The following is a 12,333-nucleotide window of genomic DNA, read 5'->3' on the forward strand; positions in this document are numbered from 1 at the left end:
GTTCCAGGCTCTGTGTACTGCATGTCACGGCGCTGACGGCTCCGGCATGCTGGCTCTGGGTGCACCAAACCTGACTGACGACGTATGGCTGTACGGCGGTTCTTTCGAGAAAGTTGCCCACACCATTCGTAACGGTCGTAACGGTGTAATGCCTGCACACAAAACTCTGCTGAGCGAAGACAAGATCCACCTGATCACTGGCTACGTTTACAGCCTGTCTAACAAGTAATAGCTTGGACTGACAAAAAAAGGCGATATGATCTAAATCATATCGCCTTTTTTATTGGGCGGTTTATAATATTCAATAATGCTAATGAACCAAGCCTCAAAGGGTTCTGAGGCATGTAAGGATTTATTTTTATAGCGGTGAGCACCCAATGAATCAGATACCAGTTCAAGATGTTACTCCCAAGAAGTCTGGTAACGGCCAAAGCCTCTATGCCGAGCGCGAACATATTTACGTAAAATTCTACAAAGGTTTCTTTAAGAACTTCCGCACCATCAGCAGCGCAATCATGCTGCTGATGTTTTACGGCTTTTCCTGGGTTCAATGGGACGGCCGCCAGGCTGTACTGTTCGACCTGCCAAACCGTCAGTTCCACGTGTTTGGCATGACCTTCTGGCCACAGGACTTTATGCTCCTGTCCTGGCTGTTGATCATCCTTGCCTTCACCCTGTTCTTTGTGACCGTATTCGCAGGTCGACTCTGGTGTGGGTACGCCTGTCCGCAGTTTGTATGGACCTGGTTCTTCATCTGGGCTGAACGCGTTACGGAAGGCGATCGCAATGCCCGCATGAAACTGGACAAAGCACCCTGGAACGGCAACAAGGTGATGCGCAAAGGCGCCAAACATGCACTCTGGCTCCTGATCGCAGTTACATCCGCAATTGCTTTCGTTGGATACTTCACCCCTATCCGCGAACTGGTACCTGCAGTATTCGCATGGAACCTGGGCCCATGGGAAACCTGGTGGCTTGGTTTCTTAGCCGTCGCTACATACGGCAATGCAGGCTGGCTACGTGAGCAGGTATGTATCTATATGTGTCCATACGCTCGCTTCCAGAGTGTAATGTTCGACCAGGATACCCTGATCATCTCTTACGATGAGAAGCGTGGTGAAAATCGCGGTAAACGCAAAAAGAACGCCGACTACAAAGCCGAAGGCCTGGGCGATTGCATCGACTGTAACGCCTGCGTCCACGTCTGCCCGGTTGGCATCGATATCCGCGACGGCCTGCAGTACGAATGTGTTGCCTGTGGCGCGTGTGTCGACGTATGTGACTCCATGATGGATCGCATGGGTTACGAGCGCGGCCTGGTACGCTACACCACCGAGCACGCACTGGACGGCAACGAAACCAAATTGCTTCGTCCACGCCTGATCGGCTACTTCGCCTGCCTGATGGCTATGTGTATTGCCTTTGGCTACACCATCATGAGCCGCGTCCCACTGGAAGTTGATATCCTGCGTGACCGTGGCCAGTTATACGTAGAGAACAGCCAGGGTAAGATCGAAAACGTATACACCATCAAGATCGCGAACAAAGAGCAGGTTGATCACCAATATCGCATCACCATCTCTGGCCTGGATGGACTGGAGCTGATCGGCGATGAGATTGTAACCATCAAGTCCGGTGAACTTCTGGACCACCCTGTTCGCCTGCAGATCGAGCCCAAATACATCAGCAAGCCGAACTACGATATCCAGTTCAAAGTGGAAGCCCTCGACAACAGCAGCATTGTTGTAGAAGAGGAAAACCGCTTCATTGGTCCTGCACCGCGACGATAAGTCGCACCTTTTGACCAATAACAGCACTTGCTAATTAGGGTAAAATGACCGTGTCGCTTTTGGCGACGCGGTTTTTTTTAGCAATATTTGACCCGTACTAAAAAAAACGCTGTTGAAGCTAGTAATCACAGTGGTTGAGGCCCGTTTTAGCCTCTGTTCCTGTATACTGCCGCCGACCGCAATTCGTTCACATAGATTTTTAGAGATGTCGATGAGTAAGCAAAATCCTGCAGTTGCCCCTTGGTACAAACAGCCTTGGCTATGGTTCATTCTCGCACCACTGATTGCCGTATTCATTTATGGTTTTGCGTTCCTATACATCTCTATCGTGACCCATGACGGCATTGTTAAAGATGACTACTACAAGGAGGCCCGCGGTTATCACGTTGATGACTCACGTCAGCAGTACACACGCGAACTTGGCCTTTCAGGAGACCTGACTTTCGACCTGTTGACTGGTGATGTTGTGGTTAACCTGGCTGGTAACTTGGATTCTATGCCGGAATTTCTAACACTGGGCATCATTCACCCAACCCACCAGAATTATGATCAGAGCCTGACTCTGCGTAACCAGCCAGGCACAAGCAACTTCATTGGCAGCCTGAAGGGCAAGATTCTGGGTAAACGCTACATGAACCTGACACCTGAAGACGAAAGCTGGCGTCTGCGCGCTGAGATTACCGTTGGCGCACACCGTGCGAAAAACTCAGACGCACCGGTTAAAGCGACGCTCTCTGCTTCAGAGTAATCAATGAACAGTTCACTCACTCCATCACAGGCCGCGGAAGACGGCTGCTACCACTGTGGCCAGGATATTCCACAGGGCAGTAGCTTTTTTACCATTATTGAAGAAAAACCGCGCCAGATGTGTTGCCCTGGCTGCCAGGCCGTCGCTCAGACGATCGTCGACAGCGGCCTGGATAACTTTTACAAACATCGCGCGACGACCTCTTATACTCCGGATTTCAACGTCAAATCCGTATCTGAGGCGCAACTGAGTGAACTGGCTCTTTATGACCAGGATTCGATCCAACAGGATTTTGTTGTCACCGCTGAGAATGGGCTGAAAGAAGCCACCTTGGTCATAGAAGGCATTACCTGCGCCGCCTGCGTGTGGCTGCTGGAGCACCACCTCAATAAACAGGACGGCGTAGAAAAAGTCAGTGTTAACCTGACTAACCACCGTGCCCGCCTGACCTGGAACCCACAGACACTGCCATTGAGCATGTTGCTGGCAGAGATCTACCGTATCGGCTACCAGGCACACCCGTACACCCCCAACAAAGAAGAACAGCTTCTCGACCAGGAACGTAAGCGCGCAACCCGCCGCCTTGGTGTTGCTGGTCTGGGCATGATGCAGGTAATGATGATCGCCGTCGCACTTTACGGCGGTGCCCTGCAAGGGATCGAAAACAAGCACGTTACCTTTATGCGCTGGGCGAGCATGGTCATTGCGACACCAGTAATTATGTATGCCGCACGACCGTTCTTTATCGCTGCACTGCGTGACTTACGCACTCGCCACCTGAGCATGGACGTGCCGGTATCGATAGCGATTGGCGGTGCTTACCTGGCCAGTGTCTGGGCCACCGTCACCGACAGTGGTGAGGTCTACTTTGATTCGGTGACCATGTTCACCTTCTTCCTGCTGATCGGCCGCTTCCTGGAGATGCAGGCCCGTCACCGCACCGGCCGCGCAGGCAATGCGATGCTTAACCTTCTGCCGGCTTCTGCCATCAAGGTGATCGACGGCGAAGAGACTATGATTCCGGCAAAAGAGCTTGCCGTGGGTGATCAGGTAATCATTAAACCTGGGCACACGGTGCCTGCCGATGGAAGAATTATTGCGGGCAACAGCTCCATTGACGAGTCGGCGCTGACCGGTGAATACCTGCCCATCCGCAAAGAACAGGGCGACGAGGTTATCGGCGGTACCATTAACGTGGAAAACCCAATCACGCTCGAAGTGACACGAGTGGGCGCCGAAAGCCAGCTTTCATCCATTGTCCGCCTGCTCGAACGCGCGCAGGAAGACAAGCCTAAAGCCGCCCAACTGGCCGACCGTGTAGCCAGCTATTTTGTTGCGGCGGTACTGCTGACAGCAGTGTCTGTAGGCTTCAGCTGGTGGCTGATCTCGCCAGAAGACGCCTTCTGGATCACCCTTTCCGTGCTCGTAGTGACCTGCCCGTGCGCCCTGTCTCTGGCAACCCCAACTGCGCTTACTGCCGCTACCGGAACCTTGCGCCAGAACGGCGTATTGATCACCCGCGGGCATGTATTGGAAAGTCTTTCCCGTGCCACACATATAGTGTTTGATAAAACCGGCACCCTCACCGAGGGCAACCTGACCCTGCAGGAAACACTGTCGCTCGACGAACATGCAACCGAGCACCACCTGCAGATTGCAGCCGCACTGGAGAAACACTCCGAACACCCGATTGCGCAGGCGTTTCATACGGTTGTCACCCCTCACAAGGTCGACAACTTGCAGGCCACACTCGGCCAGGGACTGGAAGGCCAGATCGACGGTTTACGCTACCGCATCGGCAAGCCCGATTATGCATTTTCCGTGTGCCCGAACGAACATACCAAACCTGAACTACCTCCGGTCAGTGGCCAATGGTTACTGCTGTGCAGTGAAACCGGACCATTGGCTTGGTTCCGACTGAACGACCAGGTACGCACCGAAGCGGCTCAAACCATCAAGCAACTGCATCAGCTTGGCCTGACGTGTGAAATGCTAACCGGTGACAGCTCCAGCGCCGTAGAGGAAGTCGCCTCCACATTGGGTATCGACACCGTGATCTCCGGCGTATCGCCGGAACAGAAGCTGGCCCATATTCAGAAACTGCAAAGCGAAGGTGCGCAGGTAATTATGGTTGGCGACGGCATCAACGACATCCCGGTACTGGCAGGAGCACAAACCTCAATCGCCATGGGATCTGCCACCGACCTGGCAAAGACCAACGCCGATGGCGTGCTGATCTCTGCTGACCTGATGCGCCTGGCCGATGCCATCCGCCTGTCACGTAAAACGCGCAGTATTATCCGTCAGAACCTGGGCTGGTCTGCCAGCTATAACCTGCTTGCCCTTCCTCTTGCGGCACTGGGTTTCATCGCACCGTATATGGCAGCGCTGGGTATGTCTCTCAGCTCAATTGTGGTTGTAGCCAACGCTCTGCGCTTGTCTAAACTCGGTAAGGCCAATCGTGTAAAATAGGCCTATACAGGTCAGTTAACTGGACAGCTCCGCTATGGATATTATTTTTCTGCTCATCCCAATCGCCATCATCTTTGTTGCCTGTGCGATCTGGGCATTTTTTTACAGCGTTAACAGCGGCCAGTTCGAAGATCTTGAGTCACCTGCACACAGCATCCTATTTGAAGATGACGATCACCTGATCCCCGATGACGTGAAGGAACAGGAAAAAGACGGCAAAGAGCAGAAGCCTGAATGAATGAACCGCTGGCTCTGTCCACCGCATTTATACTCGGCCTGCTGGGTGGCACCCACTGCCTGGGCATGTGTGGAGGTATCGCTGCAACCGTTTCCATGAGCTCCCCTCAAGGCTGGCGCGGCACCCTGATGCTGGGTGGATACAACATCGGCCGGGTAGCAAGCTATACCGCTGCCGGCGCCCTGATCGGCAGTTTGAGCTGGCTGATGCGTGATCAGCAACTGGTCCTGGCTCTTCGTACCTTTGCCGGACTGATGCTCATCGCCATGGGACTCTACGTCGCCCAGTGGTGGCAAGGACTAACCTACATTGAGAAAGCCGGTGGCAATCTGTGGAAACACATTCAGCCACTGGCCAGCAGACTCCTTCCGGTTAAAAACCTGCCGCAGGCCTTTGCACTGGGCATCCTGTGGGGCTGGTTACCCTGCGGCTTGGTATATAGCACGCTGATCTGGTCGTCTGCCGCAGCAGACTGGACCCTGAGTGCTCAACTGATGCTGATGTTTGGCTTGGGCACGCTGCCCACCATGCTACTCACCGGCATACTCGCACAACGGGTGCGACAGATGTTTCAGCAACGGCTGACACGCGGTCTGTTTGGCACCATCATTATCATATTCGGCGTATACACGCTTCCATGGCATGGGCTGCTCGCACTTTGACCTATATCAAGGTTTACGCTGCATCGCGCCCCTAGAATTGCCGGGTTTTGACATTAGTTAAGAGGTAGAGATTTTGGATAACAACAACCTGATCAAGTGGGATCTGGATCTTATTAAGCGATACGATCTGTCCGGGCCTCGCTATACCTCTTATCCGACGGCACTGCAGTTTGATCCGGAACTGTCCGCAAACAGCCTGGTTGAAACCGGCATGCAGACCACCGACACCGAAGCTCCACTCTCCCTGTATTTCCACATCCCTTTCTGTGCACACGTTTGTTATTACTGTGCCTGTAACAAGGTGATCACGCGTAACCGTAAAAAGGCGCAACCATACCTCGATACGGTATATAAAGAGATGGCGCAGGTTTCTCAGTGGTACAGCAATGACCGCGTTGTGAACCAGCTTCACTGGGGTGGCGGTACACCCACTTTTATCAGTGATGACCAGATGGTCGAGCTGATGACCAAAACCCGCGAGCACTTTAACCTGCGCGATGATGACAAGGGCGACTACTCCATCGAGATCGATCCGCGCGAAGCAAACCCGGATACAATCAAGGTTCTGCGCGACATTGGCTTCAACCGCATAAGCCTGGGTGTTCAGGATGTGCACGAAGAGGTGCAGAAGGCGGTTAACCGCGTGCAGCCAACCGAACAGACTCAGGCTGTTCTGGATACTGCACGTGAACACGGCTTTAAATCGATCAACATGGACCTGATCTACGGCCTGCCGCACCAGTCAGAAGACAGTTTCCGCGAAACGCTGGACACTGTGATCGCGATGAATCCGGACCGCCTGTCCGTATTCAACTACGCACATATGCCGGACCGTTTCCGCTCCCAAAAACACATCGATGCATCAACACTGCCGAGCCCGGAAACTAAACTGGCGATTCTGGAGAACACCATTAACACCCTGCTGGATGCCGGCTATGCCTACATCGGCATGGACCACTTTGCCAAACCAGACGATGAACTGGCACTGGCGCAGCAGAATGGCCAGCTACACCGTAACTTCCAGGGCTACACCACACACGCAGACTGCGACCTGGTGGCGATGGGTGTATCTTCCATCAGCCAGATCGGCCGTGTGTACTATCAGAACGAACACGATATCGCCAGCTACACTAAAGCCGTCGAAGAACGTAACTTCGCCGTGAAACGTGGTGTCGTAATGAATGATGACGATGTGCTGCGCGGCGAAGTGATCAAGCAGCTGATCTGCCACTTCGAGCTGGATACTGCACAGATCGAGAAACGCTTTGCGATTAATTTCTCAGACTACTTTGCGGCCGAGCAGGAAGAACTCGCTCAGTTTGCTCAGGATGGCCTGATTACCGTAATCAATGGCGTGATCCGTGTAACACCGGCTGGTCGTTTGTTGATCCGTCGTATTTGCATGGCATTCGATGCTTATATTCCGAAAAAGCAGGCGACCAACGGCTTTTCCCGTATTATCTGACCGGGTAAATTTGCAGCAAAGCTTCACCGCTTTGCTCAAATTGTGGATAATGACGCCGAGTAGCCTCTCAAACGTAACTAATTTCAGGACCTGATTATGGGTGATACAAAGTCGACAGAAGGGAAACTGCGAAGCCTTCAACAGGTTCATTGCCAGACCTGCAGCCTAAGTTCATTGTGCCTGCCGGTGTCACTGGACATGACCGAAATGGAACGCCTCGATAACATTATCGATAAGAGCCGCCCGCTGAAGAAAGGCGAGCACCTGTTCCATCAAGGAGAACCGTTTACGTCCGTATACGCTATCCGCGCCGGAACCATTAAGAGCTACACCATCACCAATGAAGGTGAAGAGCAGATCACTGGTTTCTTCTTCCCGGGTGAATTGGTTGGCCTCGGTGGCTTCGATGAAAACAGCTACCCGGTGTCTGCGAAGATCCTGGAAACCACAACCGTTTGTGAAATCCCGTTTGAGCGTCTGGATGATCTCTCCGGCCAACTGCCTGAACTGCGCCGCCAGATTCTGCGCACCATGAGCAAAGAGATTCGCGACGAGCAGCAGATGATGCTATTGCTGTCCAAGAAGAACGCTGAGCAGCGTGTTGCGACCTTCCTGATCAAGCTGTCCCAGCGATTCAAAGCACGTGGTTATTCTGCTTCCCAGTTCCGCCTGTCCATGTCGCGTAACGAGATCGGCAACTACCTGGGCCTGGCAGTTGAGACCGTAAGTCGTATCTTTACACGCTTCCAGAAGAGCGAACTGATCCGCGTTGACGGTAAAGAAGTTGAGATACTGGATCTTGACCAGCTTTACACCCTTTCCGGTGAATGCCCAACCTCAGGCGAAACAAACAACTGTGGCGAAGAATCCGACGCTGCATCCTGATATCTACAGGGCAAAAAAAAGCGTCCTTTGCCAAGGGCAAAGGACGCCAGCCAGTTGCACAATGAAGTAGCCATCTCAGTGTGTAACCCAACGGTTCTATTAGACCTGTGAACCACTTTCAAAACATTGAGCCATATCAAGCTGTACCCACTCCAGGAGTAAACGATGTCCTACGATGAATGTTATATCAAGTCAGTCATGCGCACGATTCCAGACTGGCCAGAACCGGGCATCCAGTTCCGTGACATCACACCACTGTTCAAGGACCCGAAAGCACTGCGCATGATCGCAGACTCTTTCATTCAGCGTTACATCGACAGCGAAATCACCCACATCGCATCGATCGACGCCCGTGGCTTTCTGATCGCCTCCATCATGGCTTACCAGCTGAACATTCCACTGGTATTGGTGCGCAAGAAAGGCAAACTGCCAGGCGAGACCATCCACGAAGAGTACAAACTGGAGTACGGCACAGCATCTGTCGAGATGCAGCTTGATGCCGTTTCAGAAGGCGACAAGGTTCTGGTGTTTGATGACCTGATCGCAACCGGCGGCACCATTCTGGCTGCATGCAGCCTGGTTAAACAGCTGGGCGGCGAAGTAGTGGAAGCCGCAGCATTGATCGATCTTCCAGACTTGCAGGGCTCTGCACGCATCCAGGAAATCGGCGTACCTGTTCATACGCTGATGGCATACGAAGGGCTTTAAGCGCCTTTCTGCTTCCCACGCATATTTATAAGGGCTGTCATCGACAGCCCTTTTTCTTGCGCGCATACACCTTTCGCATGACTTGCCATTTTGAGTACTCTACAGCATAGTTGTTTTAATTATATAAATATAACTATACGCAAGGTTCAGTACAGATGACTCGCTCTATCCTGACCAACGCACTGCTGGCAACACTTTTCGCTTCTCCGGTCATCCATGCAGAGGAGATCACCCTGCAGCATGATGGTCTTACCCTGAATGCCAACCTGGCAATCAGCGACGACAGCTCGCTGCAAGATGGTGCCGTTCTTATAACCCACGGAACCCTTGCCCACAACGGCATGGACATCATCACTACCCTGCAGGAGCTGCTGGCTGATGAGGGCTACAACAGTCTTGCCATCAACCTGAGCCTCGGACAATCTGATCGCCATGGTATGTACGACTGCACAGTGCCCCACACCCACAAACACAGCGACGCGGTGAACGAGATCGGTGCCTGGGTCGACTGGCTGAAATCGAAGGGCAGCGACAACATCGTACTGATGGCACACTCCCGCGGTGGCAACCAGACAGCGATGTTCTCTGATCAACTCAGTGACCCAACCGTAAAAGCCCAGATCCTGATCGCACCTCAAACCTGGAGCGCAGCAGAGGCCGCTGCGGGTTATGAAAAGCGTTACCAGCAACCGCTGCAACCGTTGCTTGCAGAAGCCCAGACACTGGCAGACAAGGACGAAGAGCGGTGGCTGGAGAAAACCGGCTTTATCTACTGCGCCGACAGCAAGGTCACGCCTGATTCTTTCCTGAGTTACTACACCCCCAACGAACGCCAGGATACCCCAACCCTGCTGCAATCAGCCACGTTGCCAACCCTGGTGTTTTACGGCAGTGAAGATGATGTGGTACCAGACCTGGCCGAAAAGATGGCCCTGGTAAGCAACGACAACGTCACCACGATTGGTATCGAAGGCTCAGATCACTTCTTCCTGGATCTGTACGCAGATGAAGTGATTGAGGGTACACTGGAATTTTTGGAAACCCTCTAAGGTGTTTGTTCTGTGATCCGACGTGCACTCACAACCCTGCTTCTCTGCTGCCTGCTCCCTGTACTTCCGGCCAACGCCAGTGGCAAGCTGGAAACGGTGGATAACCTGCAGCAGCTGTTCAAACAGGACGATCACCGGGTGTTACTGCTGCTCGTCTCTCAGCCCGGCTGCCACTACTGTGAACTGATCAAGGAAGAGATCCTGCAACCGATGCGAGTGAGCGGTCACTACGACGCAACCACCATCATCCGTGTGATTAACATCTATGCCGGACAATCCCTGAAAGACTTCGCCGGCATTCAGGTCGACGCGACCGCGTTCGCCAAGCGTTATGATGCCTGGGCCACCCCCACCCTGCTTTTCCTCGACCGCAACGGCAACCAGATCGCCGAAAAGATGGTGGGTATCAACACGCCGGAGTTTTATGGCTACTACGTCGACAAGTCCCTGTCTGCCGCACAAGCCGCTATTAACCATTAATCCCCTGTCGAGGTCACCCGATACGGGATTTCTAACCCCATTAAAGCTAGAATACCGCCTCGATTCAGAGGAGCCGTTATTTCATGTGGTTTAAGAACATCATCGTTTATCGCATCACTGGCGATTTCAACTATGACGAAGCCCAGCTTGAAGAGAAACTTCAGGAACAGGCCTTCACCCCCTGCGGTAGCCAGGACCTGAGCCGTTACGGCTGGATTTCTCCAAGCAACGGCCTGCAGGATACCCTGCTCCACAGCGTCCACGGCTTCCACATGGTCGCAGCCCAAAAAGAGGAGAAGATCCTTCCACCAGCTGTTGTAAAACAGAAAGTGGAGGAGAAAGTTGCCCTGATCGAAAAAGAGCAGGCACGCAAGGTTTACCGTAAAGAGCGCGACCAGCTTAAAGATGAAGTGGTACTGGATCTGCTGCCACGTGCATTTAGCCGTTTTCAACAGACCCGTGCATTGATCGCCCCACAACAGGGCTGGGTTATCGTTGACGCTTCCAGCCACAAGCGTGCTGAGGAGCTGTTGAGCTACCTGCGTGGCACGTTGGGCACACTGCCGATTGCCCTGCCAGACGTCAAACACTCCCCATCCGCCATCATGAGTCAGTGGCTGGAAGGCCAGCAACGCCCACAGGGGCTGGAGATCTTGGACGAGGCAGAGCTGCGCGACAACCTGGTGGAAGGCGGCGTTATCCGCATCAAAGGCCAGGAACTGCTGGACGAAGAGTTTGTCGCCCACCTGGAAGCAGGCAAGCGTGTGGTGAAACTGTCTGTCGAGTGGGAAGAACAGCTACGCTTTATGGTGCAGGAAGATCTGGCGATCAAACGCATCAAGCTAACTGACCAGATGAAAGAGAAGATGGATCAGGAGTCACAGGAAGACCAACTGGCTCAGTTCGATACCGATATGACCCAGATGGGTATCGAGTTCACCCGTCTCTTCCCGATGCTGATCGAAAGCTTCGGCGGTCTGGCGGAAACACCTTAAGGTCCAACGTTCTTCAAGATACAAAAAAGGCTGCCATCAGGCAGCCTTTTCTTATTTCAGATAGCGCTTATTCCGCTGCATCACCCACAGTGGTCAAACCCAGGCTGGTCCAAGCCTGCATGCCGCCACGGTAGTACTTCAACTTGGTATCCGGATAACCCGCTTCCAACAGCTGGCGCACCAAGCGTGGTGTCTGCCCACACCAGTAACCGTTACAGAACATCGCCAGGGTTTTCGCGTTGGAGAAATCCCAGTCGTCACCATTTTTCACGGCGCCAAATTCTTCCAGGGTATCCTGGGCTGAATCGGCTTCATCCATAACAGTGTACGGAACGTTCACGGAACCCGGGATTGTCAGGCGGTAGTGCCAACCTTCAGTGCGCGTATCCACCACCAGCACATTTTCGTCCGCCTGGGATTCGATCATGTATTTGACGAATTCACGCTCACCAATCGTTTCCACATCGTGAGGCTCAAACGGACGGATCGGTTGCGGCATACCGCGGAAGGTCGTGCTATACAGCTCATGAATCTGGTTATCCGGGCTCTGGGCACGCTTTACTTCGACTTTTTCGCCATCGTGCTCAACTACAAAAGAGTACAAATCAGGTGCGATCATCGCACGCTTACCGCCTTCTGCCATTACGACAGGAGAAGACAGGATTGCAGCCGCCAGAGCCAAACCGGTCACAGTTCTCTTCAACATCTTCCTCACCACGCTTGTTATATATTTATCTTTATTAGTTATAAGTAAAGATTTATACACCAAAGCGGTGAGTAAGGCCATGCGACGGGGTATAGACTTAGGGCGGAGATCCCGCCCCGGGGAAGGTCAATCAGC

At 53.0% G+C, this 12,333-nt stretch carries 13 protein-coding genes; 12 read left to right on the plus strand and 1 reads right to left on the minus strand.

What is annotated here, in order from left to right; translation table 11 throughout:
- The 12 genes from ACEQ15_RS13650 to rdgC form a co-directional block, all read left to right on the plus strand.
- On the plus strand, window positions 1-229 hold a 229-nt coding region (locus ACEQ15_RS13650; protein WP_370279763.1), incomplete at its 5' end, for a c-type cytochrome.
- A 148-nt stretch (window positions 230-377) separates the two neighbouring features.
- A complete protein-coding gene (gene ccoG, locus ACEQ15_RS13655) occupies window positions 378-1,790 on the plus strand; it encodes a cytochrome c oxidase accessory protein CcoG (protein ID WP_370279764.1) in 1,413 nt (470 codons plus the stop codon).
- Between the two features lie 211 nt (window positions 1,791-2,001).
- Window positions 2,002-2,538: a FixH family protein gene (locus ACEQ15_RS13660; protein ID WP_370279765.1), complete on the plus strand. Its 537-nt coding sequence runs from the start codon at window positions 2,002-2,004 to the stop codon at window positions 2,536-2,538.
- A gap of 3 nt (window positions 2,539-2,541) precedes the next feature.
- The gene (locus tag ACEQ15_RS13665) at window positions 2,542-5,010 is read left to right on the plus strand and encodes a heavy metal translocating P-type ATPase (protein ID WP_370279766.1); all 2,469 of its coding nucleotides are present in this window, start codon (window positions 2,542-2,544) and stop codon (window positions 5,008-5,010) included.
- A gap of 34 nt (window positions 5,011-5,044) precedes the next feature.
- Entirely contained in the window at window positions 5,045-5,248 is a 204-nt protein-coding gene (gene ccoS, locus ACEQ15_RS13670; protein WP_370279767.1) for a cbb3-type cytochrome oxidase assembly protein CcoS, read from the plus strand.
- On the plus strand, window positions 5,245-5,910 hold the full coding sequence (locus tag ACEQ15_RS13675; RefSeq protein WP_370279768.1) for a sulfite exporter TauE/SafE family protein: 666 nt from the start codon (window positions 5,245-5,247) through the stop codon (window positions 5,908-5,910). Before ccoS ends, ACEQ15_RS13675 begins: the two co-directional genes overlap by 4 nt.
- A 73-nt stretch (window positions 5,911-5,983) precedes the next feature.
- The gene (hemN, locus tag ACEQ15_RS13680) at window positions 5,984-7,375 is read left to right on the plus strand and encodes an oxygen-independent coproporphyrinogen III oxidase (protein WP_370279769.1); all 1,392 of its coding nucleotides are present in this window, start codon (window positions 5,984-5,986) and stop codon (window positions 7,373-7,375) included.
- Between the two features lie 96 nt (window positions 7,376-7,471).
- Window positions 7,472-8,260: a fumarate/nitrate reduction transcriptional regulator Fnr gene (gene fnr / locus ACEQ15_RS13685; RefSeq protein WP_370279770.1), complete on the plus strand. Its 789-nt coding sequence runs from the start codon at window positions 7,472-7,474 to the stop codon at window positions 8,258-8,260.
- A 165-nt stretch (window positions 8,261-8,425) separates the two neighbouring features.
- The gene (locus tag ACEQ15_RS13690; protein WP_370279771.1) at window positions 8,426-8,968 is read left to right on the plus strand and encodes an adenine phosphoribosyltransferase; all 543 of its coding nucleotides are present in this window, start codon (window positions 8,426-8,428) and stop codon (window positions 8,966-8,968) included.
- A gap of 155 nt (window positions 8,969-9,123) precedes the next feature.
- Entirely contained in the window at window positions 9,124-10,017 is an 894-nt protein-coding gene (locus ACEQ15_RS13695) for an alpha/beta hydrolase (RefSeq protein WP_370279772.1), read from the plus strand.
- Between the two features lie 12 nt (window positions 10,018-10,029).
- On the plus strand, window positions 10,030-10,497 hold the full coding sequence (locus ACEQ15_RS13700; RefSeq protein WP_370279773.1) for a thioredoxin fold domain-containing protein: 468 nt from the start codon (window positions 10,030-10,032) through the stop codon (window positions 10,495-10,497).
- 83 nt (window positions 10,498-10,580) lie between these two features.
- Window positions 10,581-11,492: a recombination-associated protein RdgC gene (gene rdgC / locus ACEQ15_RS13705; RefSeq protein WP_282353818.1), complete on the plus strand. Its 912-nt coding sequence runs from the start codon at window positions 10,581-10,583 to the stop codon at window positions 11,490-11,492.
- 67 nt (window positions 11,493-11,559) lie between these two features.
- Here rdgC and ACEQ15_RS13710 read toward each other — a convergent pair whose 3' ends face one another.
- Window positions 11,560-12,198, minus strand: coding sequence for a rhodanese-like domain-containing protein (locus ACEQ15_RS13710; protein WP_370279774.1), 639 nt, complete (start codon window positions 12,196-12,198; stop codon window positions 11,560-11,562).
- Window positions 12,199-12,333 lie beyond the last annotated feature (135 nt).

The organism is Pontibacterium sp., assembly GCF_964228735.1.
Classification (GTDB): Bacteria; Pseudomonadota; Gammaproteobacteria; order Pseudomonadales; family Balneatricaceae; genus Pontibacterium.